Origin of the sequence: Tenacibaculum sp. L6 (genome assembly GCF_028823685.1) — a bacterium.
In the GTDB taxonomy this organism is placed as follows: Bacteria; Bacteroidota; Bacteroidia; order Flavobacteriales; family Flavobacteriaceae; genus Polaribacter.
The window spans coordinates 12,708-30,712 of record NZ_JAPEHZ010000017.1; the positions used below are offsets into that span (position 1 = coordinate 12,708).

General features: G+C 31.5%; 15 protein-coding genes and 3 pseudogenes. 9 read left to right on the forward strand and 9 right to left on the reverse strand.

The window, feature by feature from the left end; translation table 11 throughout:
• The first annotated feature begins 44 nt into the window (after positions 1-44).
• The gene (gene aroQ / locus OU788_RS05215) at positions 45-461 is read left to right on the forward strand and encodes a type II 3-dehydroquinate dehydratase (protein ID WP_274634178.1); all 417 of its coding nucleotides are present in this window, start codon (positions 45-47) and stop codon (positions 459-461) included.
• Here the strand turns inward: aroQ and OU788_RS05220 are convergent.
• On the reverse strand, positions 438-1,625 hold the full coding sequence (locus OU788_RS05220; protein WP_274634179.1) for a lipoprotein N-acyltransferase Lnb domain-containing protein: 1,188 nt from the start codon (positions 1,623-1,625) through the stop codon (positions 438-440). The two genes, aroQ and OU788_RS05220, sit on opposite strands and share 24 nt — an antisense overlap.
• A 69-nt stretch (positions 1,626-1,694) precedes the next feature.
• Positions 1,695-2,591, reverse strand: a complete 897-nt coding sequence (locus tag OU788_RS05225) for a YheT family hydrolase (protein ID WP_274634180.1) — start codon at positions 2,589-2,591, stop codon at positions 1,695-1,697.
• A 186-nt stretch (positions 2,592-2,777) separates the two neighbouring features.
• Here OU788_RS05225 and OU788_RS05230 point away from each other — a divergent pair, with 186 nt between their 5' ends.
• Positions 2,778-3,524: a CDP-alcohol phosphatidyltransferase family protein gene (locus tag OU788_RS05230; RefSeq protein ID WP_274634197.1), complete on the forward strand. Its 747-nt coding sequence runs from the start codon at positions 2,778-2,780 to the stop codon at positions 3,522-3,524.
• A 539-nt stretch (positions 3,525-4,063) separates the two neighbouring features.
• On the opposite strand, the pseudogene lptB reads toward OU788_RS05230, so the two are convergent.
• From lptB to tatC, 3 genes and pseudogenes are all read right to left on the reverse strand, one after another.
• Positions 4,064-4,798, reverse strand: a pseudogene (gene lptB / locus OU788_RS05235) (LPS export ABC transporter ATP-binding protein); the annotation flags it as partial.
• 87 nt (positions 4,799-4,885) lie between these two features.
• Complete coding sequence (locus tag OU788_RS05240) at positions 4,886-5,233, reverse strand: carboxymuconolactone decarboxylase family protein (RefSeq protein ID WP_028891915.1); 348 nt, start codon at positions 5,231-5,233, stop codon at positions 4,886-4,888.
• Positions 5,208-6,029, reverse strand: coding sequence for a twin-arginine translocase subunit TatC (gene tatC, locus OU788_RS05245; protein WP_274634181.1), 822 nt, complete (start codon positions 6,027-6,029; stop codon positions 5,208-5,210). Before tatC ends, OU788_RS05240 begins: the two co-directional genes overlap by 26 nt.
• 338 nt (positions 6,030-6,367) lie before the next feature.
• Here tatC and OU788_RS05250 point away from each other — a divergent pair, with 338 nt between their 5' ends.
• Genes OU788_RS05250 through OU788_RS05260 form a run of 3 tightly spaced genes read left to right on the forward strand, consistent with a single transcriptional unit; the run spans position 6,368 to position 9,598 of the window.
• Positions 6,368-8,566, forward strand: coding sequence for a RecQ family ATP-dependent DNA helicase (locus OU788_RS05250; protein ID WP_274634182.1), 2,199 nt, complete (start codon positions 6,368-6,370; stop codon positions 8,564-8,566).
• A gap of 13 nt (positions 8,567-8,579) precedes the next feature.
• Positions 8,580-9,005 (forward strand): VOC family protein, encoded by a 426-nt coding sequence (locus OU788_RS05255; RefSeq protein ID WP_274634183.1) that lies wholly within the window; start codon positions 8,580-8,582, stop codon positions 9,003-9,005.
• Positions 8,972-9,598 (forward strand): YdeI/OmpD-associated family protein, encoded by a 627-nt coding sequence (locus OU788_RS05260; protein WP_274634184.1) that lies wholly within the window; start codon positions 8,972-8,974, stop codon positions 9,596-9,598. The genes OU788_RS05255 and OU788_RS05260 overlap by 34 nt, the downstream gene beginning before the upstream one ends.
• Here the strand turns inward: OU788_RS05260 and OU788_RS05265 are convergent.
• From OU788_RS05265 to porX, 4 genes and pseudogenes are all read right to left on the reverse strand, one after another.
• Entirely contained in the window at positions 9,595-9,966 is a 372-nt protein-coding gene (locus OU788_RS05265) for a DUF4258 domain-containing protein (RefSeq protein ID WP_274634185.1), read from the reverse strand. The two genes, OU788_RS05260 and OU788_RS05265, sit on opposite strands and share 4 nt — an antisense overlap.
• A gap of 84 nt (positions 9,967-10,050) precedes the next feature.
• Positions 10,051-11,285 (reverse strand): annotated as a pseudogene (locus tag OU788_RS05270) (alanine dehydrogenase).
• 4 nt (positions 11,286-11,289) lie between these two features.
• Complete coding sequence (gene tsaE, locus OU788_RS05275) at positions 11,290-11,703, reverse strand: tRNA (adenosine(37)-N6)-threonylcarbamoyltransferase complex ATPase subunit type 1 TsaE (RefSeq protein ID WP_274634186.1); 414 nt, start codon at positions 11,701-11,703, stop codon at positions 11,290-11,292.
• A 73-nt stretch (positions 11,704-11,776) separates the two neighbouring features.
• Positions 11,777-13,324, reverse strand: coding sequence for a T9SS response regulator signal transducer PorX (gene porX, locus OU788_RS05280; RefSeq protein ID WP_274634198.1), 1,548 nt, complete (start codon positions 13,322-13,324; stop codon positions 11,777-11,779).
• Between the two features lie 185 nt (positions 13,325-13,509).
• Here porX and OU788_RS05285 point away from each other — a divergent pair.
• The 4 genes and pseudogenes from OU788_RS05285 (at position 13,510) to lpxA (ending at position 17,970) form a co-directional block, all read left to right on the forward strand.
• Positions 13,510-14,693, forward strand: a pseudogene (locus tag OU788_RS05285) (HD domain-containing protein).
• Between the two features lie 65 nt (positions 14,694-14,758).
• On the forward strand, positions 14,759-15,799 hold the full coding sequence (gene lpxD / locus OU788_RS05290; RefSeq protein ID WP_274634187.1) for a UDP-3-O-(3-hydroxymyristoyl)glucosamine N-acyltransferase: 1,041 nt from the start codon (positions 14,759-14,761) through the stop codon (positions 15,797-15,799).
• Complete coding sequence (locus OU788_RS05295) at positions 15,792-17,183, forward strand: bifunctional UDP-3-O-[3-hydroxymyristoyl] N-acetylglucosamine deacetylase/3-hydroxyacyl-ACP dehydratase (RefSeq protein WP_274634188.1); 1,392 nt, start codon at positions 15,792-15,794, stop codon at positions 17,181-17,183. Before lpxD ends, OU788_RS05295 begins: the two co-directional genes overlap by 8 nt.
• Before the next feature lies 1 nt (position 17,184).
• Positions 17,185-17,970 (forward strand): acyl-ACP--UDP-N-acetylglucosamine O-acyltransferase, encoded by a 786-nt coding sequence (lpxA, locus tag OU788_RS05300; RefSeq protein ID WP_274634189.1) that lies wholly within the window; start codon positions 17,185-17,187, stop codon positions 17,968-17,970.
• Positions 17,971-18,005: the final 35 nt, after the last annotated feature.

An 18,005-nucleotide genomic window follows, 5' to 3' on the forward strand; every position in this document is an offset into this window, starting at 1 on the left:
ATACAAGAAAGTTAAAAAAGCTATTTTTACCATAAATACTAGAGATGAAAAAAATAATCATAATTAACGGACCGAATTTAAATTTATTAGGAAAACGAGAGCCTACTATTTATGGTTCAAGTTCTTTTGAAGATTTTTTTAATGAGTTAAGAGATAAAAATAAGACAGTTGTATTAGAATATTTTCAATCAAATATTGAAGGAGAAATAATAGATAAACTACATGAAGTTGGTTTTGATTATGATGGTATTATTCTAAACGCAGCTGCTTATACACATACTTCTGTAGGTATTGGTGATGCTGTAAAAGCAATTGATACTCCTGTTGTTGAAGTGCATATTTCTAATATACATGCTCGTGAAGAGTTTCGTCATGTAAGTTATATTGCTCCGAATGCTAAAGGAGTTCTTTTCGGGTTTGGTTTACAAGGGTATGAATTAGCACTTCAAAGTTTTTTGTAGATACCAATAACGTATTCCTAACAATACAAATAAAGGAATCATAGGGTAGGTGTATAGTTGTATTTTAGTTAGCCATACTATAGGAATAAGGAGTAAAAAACCTAATAAAACTAAACAGTATTTACGAATCCACATAGGTGGTTCTTTTTTTAGCAAGAAGAAAGCTACAACTATATTTGGAGCAAATGCCCATAAAAAATTAAAGTTATTTGGTGCTGTTGAATGGTTGGTGAAAAACCATAAGAATACAATTAATAAACCTAAAATTCCTGTTGTAAAAAACAATGTAAAGTCAAGCCATTTACTTCTTTTTGAGTTTTTTATGTCTTTATAGGTTATAAAAAGTCCTAATAAAAAGAAAAGTACTATTGCTAAAAAAGGACTAAAAGCATCACTTTTTGATTTTTTTTCTTTAAAATCTAGTAAAATGTTTGTTTTTTGAACTAAATTTTCTTCTTTATTTTCTTTGATAATTTTTGAAGCTTTTAAAGCCTCAAAAACATAATCAGGTAGGTATAAATACTCTGAAGGACTAGCAATTTTATCTAGTTTACTTCCTAGCGCAATATTAATACCTAAACTTCCCCATGTATTAGGGTTAATTTCTTTATTCATTAACTGCCTCAGTGATAAATCTTCTGAAACAAAATCATCTTTAAAAAGTAAACTGTCATCTACTACTTTTTGGATGATGTCACGTGGTCTGGTAGCGCAATTGTCAAAAAATGGATCGTAGAAGTAACTTGCGTTTTCAGGAAGCGCATTGTTTTCTAAAAATTTAAAAAACTCATTTTTTTGTAGTTGTGTTAAGTTTAAAACTTGTTCTTTAACCCAACGCCCATCTTGTTGTGCGCTTTTTAAGGATAAATAAAATGGGTAGCGAGCCAATTTATATTTCATAAATCCTTTTGTGAAATTGATATAAAAGTTAGGGTCTTCAAAATCGAAAATACCGTAGTTATAGATTAAATCAATTTGCAAAACAGGATCTTTTACACGAACCGCTGTGTGCCCAAATTTTTCATATAAAGCTTCTCCAGGTCCTGAAGTAATTACACTTATTTGTGAAAATTTAGATAAAGTTAAAGTATTGGTGTTTTGAGAAATTCCTACGGTAATACTTAATAAAGTAAGTAAAATGAAAGCAAATTTTTTTATCATCATAAAAAGCTAAACTACATGAGTGTTTTACAAATATCATAAAACCGATTCATATAGTTATGAATTTTTAGGTTAATGTTTAATTCCAATAGTTTCTTCTATAAATTGAGCAATACGTTTTTCTAACCAGTCATTTTCAGTATTGGTAAAAGATGATATAAAACCAACATGTCCGCCATAATTTGGGGTTAACAAATAAAAGTTCTTCATGTTTTTGGCTTCTTTTGTTGGAAAGCACTCTTTTGATAAAAAACTATCGTTTAAAGCATTTATAAGTAATGTTGGGGCTTTTATTTCAGGAATAAAAGGTTTTGAGCTTGCTTTTTGCCAATAATCTTCAGGACTTTCGAATCCAAAGACAGGAACTGTGTATTGTTTTTCTAAGTGACGAAACTTACTTGCTTTAAATAACAATTCTTTGTTGAGTTTAAAATCAGGAAATTTTTCAGCTTTTTTTAGAAGTTTTAACTTCATTGTTTTTAAAAACTCATTCAGGTATATTTTGTTTTTTAGCTTGTTTAATTCAGCTTGTGAAGAGGTTAAATCAACAGGAACAGAAACAGCTACACCTCCTTTTACTTCTGAAGGAATGTCGCTAAACTCACCCAAATACTTTAACGTTAGGTTTCCTCCTAAACTAAATCCGACAAGAATAATTTCATCATAACTGTAATTTTTATTAAGATATTTGATGATAAAATCAACATCATCAGTTTTACCACTGTGGTATGTTCCTAAAAGTAAATTGTCTTCACCGCTGCAACCTCTCAGATTCATGCAAACAGTATCAAACCCTTTTTTATTAAGGTAATTAGAAGTGGTAATCATATAGTTTGATTGTGAACTCCCTTCTAATCCGTGAATTAACAAAACTAAGCTTTTTGAACCTACCAATGAAAAATCTAAATCTATAAAATCGGCATCCCAAGTTGTTACTCTTGTTCGGTCATACACAATTGTGTTTTTCATGAACAAAGGACGATATATTGTGTTAAAATGCCCGTTCTTAAAAGGTAAGCTGGGTGAAAATATGTCTGAAATAATTGGCATAATACTGCGTTATAGCTTTTAAAACAAATATGACAAAAAATAGCTAAAACATAAAACTCAACAAATGATTTCTTATTTTAGCTGTAAATTATGAACACTATGAATATCAAAAAATACATTCCAAATTTATTGACGTTAGGAAACTTGTTATGTGGTACAATTGCTACTGTTTTTGCGATTAAAGGAGACTTTTTCGCAACGGCAATTTTAGTAATGACAGGAATTCTTTTTGATTTTTTTGATGGATTTGCTGCACGTATGTTAAACGTTCAAGGAGAATTAGGAAAACAATTAGATAGTTTAGCAGATATGGTAACGAGTGGTGTAGTACCAGGAATTGTAATGATGCAAATGTTGGTAAATGCTTTTGATGTTGATGCTGTTGGTTACTTTGGTGTTGATACATACGGAGCTACTGGTAGTAATTTACCATATTTAGGATTGATATTAACACTAGGGGCAGGGTATCGTTTGGCTAAGTTTAATATCGATGAACGTCAATCGGATAGTTTTATTGGTGTACCAACACCAGCAATGAGTTTATTTGTAATTTCATTGCCATTGATAGCTCAGTTTGATAAAGAATCTTTTTTTATAGGTTTGATAGAAAATCAATATTTTTTATTGACTATAACTGCATTATTTACATATTTGATGAATGCTGAAATTCCGTTATTTTCTTTAAAGTTTAAAAACTTTTATTTTAAAGATAATGTGATAAAATATGTGTTTTTAGTTTTATCTGTAGTGTTAATTATCACCTTAAAGATAGTTGCAGTACCTATGATTATTCTTTCATATATAGTGTTGTCTCTTGTAAATAATTCGGATAAAAAACTTTCGTCAAAATAATATAGAAAAACTACCAAATAAAGGAGTGAAGTCATAAAAAAACCACGTTGTTAACAACGTGGTTTTTTGTATTAATTACTTTTTTCAGGATCATAAATATCCATTATGAAGTGGTAGTTATCTAAGGATAATTTATCTTCAGCAAAAGGTTTACTTATATGTTTGTTTTTTGAATAGTCTCCGCCTTTGAAGATATCCCAGTTTTCATTGTTTCTATTCGTTAATATAACTTTATCAGTGTCTATTTCGAAATTACACCAATCATTATAGTTGGCAATTTTACTGAAACTGTGATCAGAAACTTTAATGTTTCCTTTCACGCCTATATTTTTAATATCAATACAGATATTGCAAAAATCAACAAAGTTTGTCTGATCAGAAGGGATAACAAGGAAAGAACTGGTATTTCCCTTTTTTCTGTATAGTTTGAATCCTTCTTTTAAATTGTGATTATGATAAACTTCAGAAAAAGAGGCTAGAATTTCATCTTCTTTAGCACTTTCAATTATAAAATGATTCTGAGTAATGGCATGATTATTCTCAAAATTCTTCTTTTTTAGTTCAAAATCTTTTCCAAGATATACCTTACGAACTGTTTCGTCTTCTGCCAACTCTTCAGGGGTACCTTCTTTTAAAATACCACCATTGTACATTAAATAGGTTCTATCAGTAATAGCTAAGGTAGCTTGTACATCGTGATCTGTAATTAAAATACCGATGTTTTTATTCTTTAATTGAGCAACGATTCCTTGAATATCCTCTACGGCAATAGGATCTACACCTGCAAAAGGCTCATCTAATAAAATAAATTTAGGATCAGAAGCTAAACAACGAGCTATTTCTGTTCTACGACGTTCTCCACCAGATAATAAGTCACCACGGTTTTTACGAACATGACCTAAACTAAATTCATCAATTAATTCTTCTAAACGTTGTTTTCTTTCAGCTTTTGTTCTGTTTGTAAATTCTAAAACAGACATAATATTATCTTCAACAGATAATTTTCTAAAAACAGAAGCTTCTTGAGCTAAATAACCAATTCCTTTTTGAGCACGCTTGTACATGGCATCGGTAGTTATTTCTTCATCATCTAAAAATATATGACCGTCATTTGGCTTAATCATACCAACAATCATATAAAAAGAAGTCGTTTTTCCTGCTCCGTTAGGCCCAAGTAACCCAATAATTTCACCTTGCTCTACCTCTAAAGAAATACCTTTTACAACTTTTCTGTTACCGTAAACTTTTTGTATGTTATCTGCTCTTAATTTCATTTCTTATAGTTGAAAGTGGAATTGTTTAAAAGTGTAAAAGTAACAAAACAGTTTCTTAAAATCCTCTTAAACAATTGCACGATAAAGTTAAGCTTCGTTTTCTAAAGCTTCCCAAAACTCTACAGCTCTTCGTAAATGAGGAATCACAATGGTTCCGCCTACTAAAGTAGCAATACTCATAGTTTCCATCATTTCTTCCTTGGTAACGCCATTTTTATACGCTGTTTCTAAATGGTAAGCAATACAATCGTCGCAACGTAATACAGCAGAAGCAACCAAACCTAATAATTCTTTGGTTTTTACTGACAAATGACCTTCTGCATAAGCATTAGTATCTAAATTAAAAATACGTTTGATTACTTTATTATCTGATGCTAGAATTTTCTCGTTCATTTTTGAACGGTACTCATTAAACTCTTGGACTTTTTGTGACATTCTTTTGTTGTTTTTTTATTACAAACTTTGAGATATAAATACTAATCTCATATAAAATCATGATAGGAACCGATACAATTATTTGACTTGCAACGTCAGGAGGTGTTATAATTGCTGATAAAATCAAGACAACAACTAATGCGTGTTTACGGTATTTTCGTAAAAACTCAGGAGTAATCAATCCTATTTTAGAAAGGAAATAAATTACTACAGGCAACTCAAAAAAGACAGCAACTCCTATAAGAGTATTGGTTATTAGACCTATATAAGCATCAACTTTAAAGTTATTTTGGATAGCATCTGATATTTCAAAATTGTAAAAGAAATAAACAGACATTGGTAAAATAACGTAATAGCTAAATAAAACTCCTAAGAAAAATAAGAAAGAGGAAGTGAAAATAAATCCTTTAGATTTCTTTCTTTCATTTTGATGAAGACCAGGAGCTATAAAACGCCATATTTCCCATAAAACATAAGGAAAGGCAACTACAAAACCTAAAATTAACGAAGACCAAATTCCCGTCATTAATTGCTGAGTAGGGTTTAAAGCTTGTAGTGTTTGGTTAAAACTTATATTACAAAAACTACTATCAATTCCTATAGCAGTAAATGTTTTGCAGAAGAATTTATAGGTAGCAAAATCAGGTTTTAAATGTGCCAATAAAATTTCATTAAATACAAAATTGATATTTGCAAAAATGACAATTGCTACCACAAAAATTGCAGTAAAACTTCTAACTAAATGCCATCTTAATTCTTCAAGATGATCTAAAAAAGACATTTCTTTTTCTGCCATATTAGAAAATGTTGTATTTAATTAATATTGAAAGAGAATCGTGTTAGTATAGCTGTTGTTATCTTTAAACTTAACGATAAAGTTACAACACTTGTATAAGAGCTCTTTAATAATTTTGCTAAATTAGCAAGAGTATTACTTTTTATAAGTATAGTTTCTTTTGCGATTGAGAGAGTAGCGTTTGCGTCTTTCAAGTTAAAAAAGTTTTAAGAAATTTTTAGAGTGTAAAAATAGGAATATTTAGGAAGAAAATCTTTTTAATAAAAAGAAAGTTTCGGCTGTTTATTGTTAGGATTTTTTGTAAATTAGTTCTCGTTTTTAATTTTTGATATTAGAAGATGAATAAAGAGCAGACGGATTTATATGGATCATTAAAAAAGATCTTCGGGTTTAATAAGTTCAAAGGACTACAGGAAGCTGTAGTGAATAGTGTGTTAGAAAATCATAACACATTTGTAATCATGCCGACAGGGGGAGGTAAATCGCTGTGTTACCAATTACCAGCACTAATGAAAGAAGGTACAGCTATTGTAATTTCACCTTTAATTGCTTTGATGAAGAATCAGGTAGATGCTATTAGAGGTATTTCTGAAAACCATGGAATAGCTCATGTTTTAAACTCATCCTTGAACAAATCGGAGATTGCCCAAGTAAAATCAGACATAGAGTCTGGTGTTACTAAATTATTATATGTAGCTCCAGAATCACTTATTAAAGAAGAATATGTAGATTTTTTAAGAAATCAAAAAATATCTTTTGTTGCAATTGATGAAGCACACTGTATTTCAGAGTGGGGACACGATTTTAGACCAGAATACAGAAATTTACGTAGTATTATTAAACAAATTGATAATGTACCAATTATTGGTTTAACAGCTACTGCTACTGAGAAAGTTCAAGAAGATATATTAAAAACACTAGGGATGACGGATGCAAACGTCTTCAAAGCATCCTTTAACAGAGCCAATTTATTTTACGAAGTACGTCCAAAAACGAAAGAAGTTGAAAAAGATATCATTCGTTTTATAAAACAACGACAAGGTAAATCAGGGATTATTTATTGCTTGAGTCGAAAAAAAGTAGAAGAAATAGCTCAGGTTTTACAAGTAAATGGTATCAATGCAGTTCCGTATCATGCAGGGTTAGATGCTAAAACGAGAGTAAAACATCAGGATATGTTTTTGATGGAGGACTGTGATGTTGTTGTTGCTACTATCGCTTTTGGTATGGGAATCGACAAACCAGATGTACGCTACGTTATCCACCATGATATTCCTAAAAGTTTAGAAAGTTATTACCAAGAAACAGGTAGAGCAGGTCGAGATGGAGGTGAAGGTTACTGTTTAACTTTCTATTCATATAAAGACATAGAAAAGCTTGAAAAATTTATGGCTAATAAGCCAGTAGCTGAACAAGAGGTAGGACATGCATTGTTACAAGAAGTAGTAGGATATGCAGAAACTTCAATGAATAGACGTAAATATTTGTTACATTATTTCGGTGAAGAGTTTGATGAAGTAAATGGTGAAGGAGCTGATATGGATGACAATATGCGTAATCCGAAGAAAAAACACGAAGCAAAAGACGAAGTAGTAACCTTATTATCGGTTATTAAAAATACTAGTGAAATGTATAAGCCTAAAGAAATAGTAAATACTATCATAGGTAAAGAAAATGCATTACTAAAGTCTCACAAAACAAACGAACAACCATTTTTTGGAGTAGGAAAAGCTAAAGATAATCACTATTGGATGGCGTTAATTCGTCAGGTATTAGTAGCAGATCTCATCAAAAAAGAGATTGAACAATATGGGGTTTTAAAAATCACAAAAGAAGGTAAACAGTTTATGAAAAATCCTGTTTCTTTTATGATGACTGAAAACCACGTCTACGAAACAGCTGATGACGGTACCATAATAACAAACGAAAAGTCAAATGCCGGAGGAGTTGATGATAAGTTGGTGGCAATGCTGAAAGATCTAAGAAAAACTGTAGGGAAACGATTAGGAGTTCCTCCTTTTGCAGTTTTTCAAGATCCATCCTTAGACGATATGGCTTTAAAATATCCAATTGATTTAGATGAATTGGCAAAAGTTCATGGTGTTGGAGAAGGAAAAGCTAAAAAATATGGTAAAGATTTTGTCGCATTGATATCAAAATATGTAGAAGAAAATGATATCATGCGTCCTGATGATTTAATCGTTAAGAGTACAGGAGTAAATTCAGGATTAAAACTATATATTATTCAGAATACAGATAGAAAACTACCTTTAGAAGATATAGCAAGTTCAAAAGGTTTAGAAATGTCTGAGTTGATTAAAGAAATGGAAGCTATTGTGTTTTCTGGTACTAAGTTGAACATCGATTATGCAATTGATGACTTATTAGATGAAGATCAGCAAGAAGAAATCCATGAATATTTTATGGAAGCTGAAACAGATAAAATTCAAGATGCTTTAGATGAGTTTGATGGAGACTATGATGATGATGAATTACGTTTAATGCGTATAAAATTTACAAGTGATATAGCTAACTAAAAAAACAACTAATATGCAAGCAAGTACGTATTTACATTTTAATGGAAACTGCAAAGAAGCAATGACTTTTTATGCTGATGTATTAGGTGGAGAAGTAACCATGTTAATGCAATTTAAAGATGCGCCAGAAGAAGTATGTAAAAATGTACCTGCTGAGGCTATGGAATTAACAATGCACTGTATGTTAGAAGCAGGAAATATTGCTCTTATGGCTTCTGATTATTTGAATGAACATGAGGCTTTTACCAAAGGAAATAACTTTGCAGTTAGTATAAATACTGAAGATGAAGATGAAGCTGTGGCTATTTTTAATGGACTTTCAGAAGGAGCTTTTGTAATGATGCCTCTTGAAGAAGCTTTTTGGGGTGGTAAATTTGGAATGTTACGAGATAAATATGGTGTAAATTGGATGGTTTCATTAGAAGAGCCGATAGCTTAATGAATGCTAAAGTAACAGAATATATTAATGATAAGAATACATGGACGCAAGAGTTGAATCTCTTGCGTTTTGTTTTGTTAGAAGTAGGTTTTGAAGAAACTGTTAAATGGGGAGCGCCCGTATATGTTCATAAAGGAAAAAATATAGTAGGACTCTCTGCTTTTAAAAATTATTGCGGATTGTGGTTTTTTCAAGGAAGTTTTTTAATTGATGAACAAAAAAAGTTGGTCAATGCGCAAGAAGGAAAAACACAAGCGATGCGTCAATGGAGGTTTTTTACAGTAGAAGATATTCAGCCTGATTTAGTAAAACAATATGCTTTAGAAGCAATTAAAAATTCTGAAGAAGGAAAAGAATTAAAGGTTAAAAGGAATACAAAACCTTTGTCGATTCCTGATGAGCTTCAATTAGAGTTTGATAAAGATGAGAGATTAAAAGAGGCTTTCAACGGTTTTTCTTTAAGTAAACAAAGAGAGTTTTCAGATTATATATCTGAAGCTAAAAGAGAAGCTACCAAACAAAAACGATTAGAAAAAATTATCCCGATGATTTTGAATGGAGTAGGCTTATATGACAAATACAAAAACTGTTAGTTAATCGTAATTTTATCGATAGTTGACGTAGAACCGCAGCGTATTACGTATAAATCAATATGTTTTAAGCTGTCTTTTCCAGTAATAAAATACTCAGCACAAGGTTTTAAACGAGGTTTACTTTTTCCAAAGTCCACATCACCATGAGTTAAAATAGTTGAAATTGTAGTAGTGTCAATTTTAGAGCTAGCTAATACTTGTTGAGCTTGTTCAGAAAATAAACGCTCTTTAATTCTGATCGTTTTTAAAGTACGAGCATCCATTCCGTAGTCAAAAGAAACATCTTTTCCTTTCCAGATAAAAAGAACTACTAAACTACCTAGGGCAATACCTATTAAATAATAACCAAAACGTTTTAACCACTGCATATTTTAAAATTGAAAGGCAAAAGTAATAACTTATATTATTCTTTTGGTAACATTTTTACTTTATTATATCTCGTTTTTGAAACTTTAGAAAAAGAGTAAGTTGATATCTCTATAGGGTAAATCAAACCAATCAGCTACTGTTTTATTCGTTAAAATTCCATGGTAAAAATACATACCATTACGTAAGCTTTTATCAAAACGAGCGGCATTTTCAAAGCCTCCTTCTTCAGCAATTTCTAACAAATAAGGAGTGAAAATATTACTAATAGATACAGATGCTGTTCTTGAATACCTAGAGGGAATATTAGGAACACAATAGTGAATTACTCCATGATTAGAGAAAGTAGGTTTACTATGTGTTGTGATTTGAGAAGTTTCAAAACAACCACCTCTATCAATACTTACATCAACAATTACAGCGCCATCTTTCATTTGTTCTATCATTTCTTCGGTAACAACAACTGGCGAACGATCCTTACCTCTAATAGCTCCAATAGCCACATCGCAACGCATTAGTGCTTTTTGAAGGGTTTTTGGTTGAATTGTAGAAGTGTAAATAGGAGAATTAACACAGCTTTGTAGCTTTCTGAGTTTAGTTATTGAATTATCAAAAACTTTAACTCTTGCACCTAAACCAATAGCAGATCTAGCAGCAAATTCACCAACAGTACCAGCTCCTAAAATAACGACATCAGTAGGAGGTACACCTCCTATATTTCCTAATAGTAAACCGTTACCTCCGTAAGAAGCTGTCATAAGTTCGGCAGCAATATGCATTGAAGCAATTCCTGCAATTTCACTTAATGATTTTACAATAGGGTAAACACCATGTTCATCTTTAATATAGTCAAAAGCAATAGCGGTAATTCGTTTTTTAGCTAAAGCTTCAAAGTATTTCTTGTCTTGTGTTTTAAGTTGTAATGCAGAAATTAACACCGTTTGCGGATTTAACATCTGAATTTCATCTAAAGAAGGCGGTTCAACTTTTAAAACAATATTACAAGCAAAAGCCTCGGTTCAACTTTTAAAACAATATTACAAGCAAAAGCCTCTTTTACATCGTAAGAAATTTTTGCACCAGCATCAGAGTATTCTTTATCACTGTAATTAGCACCGTCTCCGGCACCAGTTTCAACAACAATTCGATGTCCATGAGCAACAAGAGCAGCCACAGCATCGGGGGTTAAACTAATTCGTTTTTCTTCAAAATGGGTTTCTTTTGGTAAACCGATAAACAATTCGCCTTTTTGCTTTTTAATTTCAAGCATTTCGGTTTGTGGCATTAACTGCTCTTTGGTAAAAGGTGAAATAGACCCCATGTAATTAGTTGGTTTTTAATTGAATGTTTCGTTGCCCGTTTTCTAATAAGCTAATTGAGATGGAAACAGTATCTAAAGGTAGTAAATTTTTAATGTTTTCTGGCCATTCTACTAAACACCAATTATTACTGTAAAAATAATCTTCAACACCCATGTCATAGGCTTCTTCTTCATCCTCAATACGGTAAAAATCGAAATGATAAACAGTTTCACTGGTATTAGTTCTATATTCATTAACTAAAGAAAAGGTAGGGGAGCTAGCGATGTCTTCAACTCCTAAAACTTTACATAATTCTTTAATTAATGTAGTTTTACCAACGCCCATTTCTCCATAAAATAACAATATTTTATGTGGTGCTGTTGCAACGATTTCTTTAGCAATAGCTGTTAATTCGTTTAATGAATAGTTTTTGTTCATAAAAGCAAAAATAAAGAAGAAAACTTGTTTTGACTAGTAGAATTTACACGTTAGTTAATTTTCCTTTTTTAGATTACTTTGGATTATAAACTGCACAGGGAATAATCATTTCTTCTAACGAAATTCCACCATGCTGATAGGTGTTTTTATAATACTTTACAAAGTGATTGTAGTTATTAGGATAGGCAAAAAACAAATCTTCTTTGGTGAAAATAAACGGACTGTTAATTGCTACAGTTGGTAAAAATATATCCTTTGGATTTTTAACTGCGTATACATCTTTATCTTCATAACTTAAACTTCTACCTGTTTTATAACGTAGGTTTGAGCTGATATTTTTATCACCGATAACTTTGGTAGGATGTTTACAGTTTATCGTACCATGATCAGTAGTAATAATAAGTTTTTGACCTAATTTTTGCGCCTTTTGAATGATGTCATATAGCGGAGAGTTTTTAAACCAACTTACCGTTAAAGAACGATATGCTTTATCATCACCCGCCAATTCTTTAATTACTTCCATTTCAGTTTTAGCATGTGAAAGCATATCAACGAAGTTAAAAACAACAGCTGTTAAATCGTTTTGCTTTGTTCCGTTGTAATTGTCGGCTAAATCTTTTCCGCTTTTTAGCGAAACAATTTTGTAATATTCATGCTTAATATCTAAACCTAAACGTTTAATTTGATCGTCTAAAAACTCAGCTTCAAATAAGTTTTTACCACCTTCATCAGTATCATTTTTCCAATCTTTAGGAAATCTTTTTTCCATTTCTGAAGGCATGAGTCCGGAAAATATCGCATTACGAGCATACTGCGTAGCAGTAGGTAAAATACTGTAATAAGAGTGCTCTTCTTCCTTTTTATAATAATTGTTGATGAATGGCTCTAAAACTCGGTATTGATCATAACGAAGATTATCAATTACCACCCATAAAACTCCTTGTTCTTTAGACAAGTTAGGAACGACATAATCTTTAAATAAAGTATGAGAAAATGTAGGTTTATCGTTGCTAGTTAACCAGTTTTGATACTTCTTTTTAATGAATTTAAAAAACTGAGAATTAGCTTCCGATTTTTGAGATTCTAAAATCTCTAACATTCCTGTATCATTAATATCTTCTAATTCAAGCTCCCAGTGTACTAGTTTTTTATAGAGTTCACTCCATTCTTCATAGGAATTCACCATGGCTAAATCCATTGAGATTTTTCTGAATTCTTGTTGGTAGTTTGAAGTGGTTTTTTCTGAAACTAAACGAGAATGATCTAAATTCTTTTTTAAACTCAATAATATTTGGTTCGGATTTACTGGCTTAATTAAATAATCAGCAATTTTAGATCCAATAGCTTCTTCCATAAGGTACTCTTCCTCACTTTTGGTAATCATAACTACAGGAAGGTTAGGGTTTTTCTGTTTTATTTCAGACAAGGCTTCCAAGCCAGAAATACCTGGCATATTTTCATCTAAAAAAACAATATCAAAATTGTTTTCATCAACCATATCAATTGCATCAGCTCCGTTAGTACAAGTAGTTACTTTGTAGTCCTTTTTTTCTAAAAATAATATGTGTGGTTTTAATAAATCTATTTCATCATCAACCCAAAGAATATGTATGTTTTTCATCATAATTTTTCATTAAATTTTTACTAAAACAAAATCGTTGTCATAGTAGACTATACAGTAAATAACGTCTAAAAGGAGTTTTGTTGCGTTTTTAAAAGCTAAAAATACGTTAATTAAACGCTCGTTAATTTGGTTTTGTTGATAAATTATGATTTTTTTGTTTAAAATTCAAGGAATTATACATTTTGAAGAAATCGACAACCAATAAATTAAAGATAATTAACGACCCGATTTACGGATTTATCTCAATACCAAACTCACTAATTTTTGACATTATAGAGCATCCATACTTTCAGAGATTACGTAGAGTAACTCAAATGGGATTGTCAAATTTGGTGTATCCAGGGGCGAATCACACACGTTTTCATCATGCGATTGGTTGTATGCACTTAATGCAGAAAGCAGTTCGTGTATTGCGCGTAAAAAATGTTGAAATTTCTGAAGATGAAGCGAATGCTTTATACATAGCTATTTTACTGCACGATATTGGTCATGGAGCTTTTTCACACGCATTAGAGCATAGTATTGTAAACGGAATTACTCATGAAGAGATTTCTTTAAAGTTTATGAAAGCTATAAATGAGGAGTTTGACGGAAAATTAAGTTTAGCCATTGAAGTTTTTGAAGGAAAACATCCACGTAAATTTTTATATCAACTAATATCAAGTCAATTAGATATTGATAGATTAGATTATTTAAAAAGAGATAGTTTTTATACTGGTGTTGCTGAAGGTAATATTTCTTCTGATCGCTTAATTGCGATGATGAATGAGGTAGACAATGAATTGGTAATAGAACAAAAAGGAATTTATTCTGTTGAAAAATTCATTATTGCACGTCGTTTAATTTAGTTAGTATCTTAAAACGAGCAAAAGACTTAGCCACAAAAGGAGTGGAGCTGCCAGCAAGTTCAGCATTAAAATACTTTTTGTATAATCAAATAACTAGTGAAAATTTCTCAGGTAAAACCTTACAAATATTTTCTGAGTTAGATGATTATGACATCTTTTCGGCTATCAAAGAATGGAAAAATCACGAAGATTTTGTGTTATCTACCTTAGCTAAGAAAATTATAGATAGAAATCTTTTAAGAATTGAAATCCAAGAGAAACCATTTTCAGAAGAATATATTGAAAAAAGAAGAAAAAAACTTCAAAAGCTAGTAAACCTAACCGATGAAGAGTTAGAGTATTTTGTTTTTTCAAATAAAATTAAACATCAAGCCTATAATTCTGATAAGCCTATAAAAATTTACACAAAAAAAGGTAAGTTAAAAGATATTGCAAAAGCATCTGATCAACTAAATTTGAAAGCGTTAACGAAGCCTGTAGTAAAGCATTATCTGTGTTATCCTAAAAAAATCACCTAGACTAATTACTAGAAACAAATACGAATGGAGAGGTAATTGAACAAAAATAATTACTTTTGCACTTAATGAAATTTACAGCACAACAAATAGCCGATATTTTAGAGGGAGAGATTGTAGGAAACCCAGAAGCTGAAGTATCTAAACTTTCCAAGATAGAAGAAGGTACCTTGGGGTCATTAACCTTTTTATCTAATCCGAAATATAATTCATATATCTATTCAACAAAGGCTACAGTAGCCATTGTTAATAAAAGTTTTGTTCCTGAAAAGGAAATAGAAACAACTTTAATCAAGGTTGAAAATGCATACAAATCATTTTCAAAACTGTTAGAGTTTTATAACGAAGTGAAAAACAATAAAGTAGGGAGAGAAAATCCTCACTTTATGGCAGATTCTGTGACTATTGGAGATAATGAATACATTGGAGCTTATGCTTACATAGGTGAAAATGTGGTGCTTGGAAATAATGTGAAAATTTATCCGAACTCTTATATTGGAGACAATGTAGTTATTGGAGACAATACGGTTGTTTTCGCAGGAGTAAAAATTTATTCAGAAACAGTTATAGGTAAGAATTGTAAGATTCACTCAGGAACAGTAATAGGTGCAGATGGATTTGGTTTTGCTCCTGATGAAAATGGAGAGTATAAAGCAATTCCACAGATTGGAAACGTTATTATAGAAGATAATGTTGATGTGGGATCGAATTCAACCATAGATAGAGCAACTTTGGGTTCAACAATTATTCGTAAAGGAGTAAAGTTAGATAACCAAATTCAAATAGCTCACAATGTTGAGATAGGAAAAAATACCGTAATAGCTTCTCAAACAGGAATTGCAGGTTCTTCAAAAATAGGAGAAAACTGTATGATTGGAGGTCAAGTAGGTATTGTTGGACACATTACTATTGGAAATAATGTAAAAATCCAAGCGCAAGCAGGAATAGGAAAAAGTTTAAAAGATGACGAAGTTGTTCAGGGGTCTCCTGCCTTCGGATATTCTGACTATAGTAAATCGTATGTACACTTTAAAAACTTACCAAAGTTAGCAACAACAGTACATAAAATAGAAAAAGAGTTGAATGCTCAAAATTTAAACAATGAGTAAGAAACAAAAAACAATACAAAACGAAATAACATTATCAGGTGTAGGGTTACACACAGGTAATCAAGTTACAATGGTTTTTAAACCAGCTCCAGAAAACCACGGATTTGCTTTTAAGCGTGTAGACCTAGAAGGAAGTCCAATAATTGAAGCAAAAGCTGAATACGTAACAAATACACAAAGAGGTACAAACCTTGAAAAAAACGGAGTTCAAATTCAAACATCTGAGCACGTATTAGCTGCTGCAGTAGGCTTAGATATTGATAATTTACTTATTGAAGTTAACGCTTCAGAACCACCAATTATGGATGGTTCTTCAAAGTTTTTTATTGAAGCATTAGAAGAAGCAGGAATTGTAGAGCAAGAGGCTGAAATAGAAGAGTATGTTGTAAAAGAAATTATTTCGTACAAAGACGAAGTAACTGGAAGCGAAATTATTTTAATGCCAGCTGATGAGTACCAAATTACTACTATGGTAGATTTCGGAACTAAAATTTTAGGAACTCAAAATGCTACTTTAGACAAAATTTCTGATTTTAAAGACGAAATTTCAGCAGCAAGAACATTCAGTTTCTTACACGAAATTGAAACTTTATTAGAGAATGATTTAATTAAAGGAGGAGATTTAAATAATGCTATTGTTTATGTTGATAAAGAGTTGTCAGACAGTACAATGCAAAAACTTAAAAAAGCCTTTAATAAAGAAAACATAACCGTAAAACCTAACGGAGTGTTAGATAACTTAACGTTGCATTGGGCTAATGAAGCTGCACGTCATAAGTTGTTAGATGTTATTGGAGACCTAGCTTTAACAGGAACTCGTATTAAAGGTAAGGTAATTGCTAACAAACCAGGGCATTCAGTAAATACTACATTTGCTAAAAAGTTGGCTAAAATCATTAAACAAGAGAAAAGAAACAACGTTCCTACTTTTGATTTAAACCAACCACCATTAATGGATATTCATAAAATCATGGATATCTTACCTCACAGACCACCATTTTTATTAATTGATAGAATTATTGAACTATCTGACAAACATGTGGTTGGAATGAAAAATGTTACGATGAATGAAGATTTCTTCGTAGGACATTTTCCAGGAGCACCTGTAATGCCAGGGGTTTTACAAGTAGAAGCAATGGCACAATGTGGTGGAGTTTTAGTATTAAACACAGTACCAGATCCTGAAAATTACTTAACATATTTCATGAAAATGGACAATGTAAAGTTCAAACAGAAAGTATTACCAGGAGATACATTAATATTTAAGAGTGAATTAATAACGCCGATAAGAAGAGGTATTGCTCATATGCAAGCATATGCTTATGCTAATGGTAAGCTGGTTTGTGAAGCAGAATTAATGGCTCAAATTTCAAAAATAAAATAATATGAACCAACCACTTGCGTACGTACACCCTCAAGCAAAAATAGCTCGTAATGTAGTTATTGAGCCTTTTACAACCATTCATGCAAATGTAGAAATAGGTTCAGGAACTTGGATTGGTTCTAACGTTACAATTATGGAAGGTGCGCGCATCGGTAAAAATTGTCGAATTTTCCCAGGAGCAGTAATCTCTGCAATTCCTCAAGATTTAAAATTCAACGATGAAGAAACCACTGTAGAAATAGGTGATAACGTTACTATTAGAGAATGTGTTACCATTAACAGAGGTACTTCTGATAGAATGAAAACAGTTATAGGTGACAATTGCTTAATTATGGCATATTGCCACATAGCTCATGATTGTAAAGTGGGAGATAATTGTATTTTTTCAAACAATTCAACGTTAGCGGGTCATGTTACTATTGGTGATAATGTAGTTTTAGCAGGTATGGTAGCTGTACACCAGTTTGCCTCTGTAGGAAACCATGCTTTTGTTACTGGAGGATCTTTGGTTCGTAAAGATGTACCCCCGTTTGTTAAGGCTGCTAGAGAGCCTTTGTCGTATGTGGGTATCAATTCTGTTGGATTACGTAGAAGAGGTTTTACTACTGAAAAGATTAGAGAAGTTCAAGATGTATACCGAATTTTATTCCAGAAAAATTACAACAACTCACAAGCAATAGATATTATTGAAGCTGAAATGGAGGCTACTTCTGAGCGTGATGAAATCATTCAGTTTATCAAAGATTCACATCGTGGAATAATGAAAGGATATTTTAAAGCAAATTAATTAGTAAAATTGCACTTGATTGAGCAATTATAAAG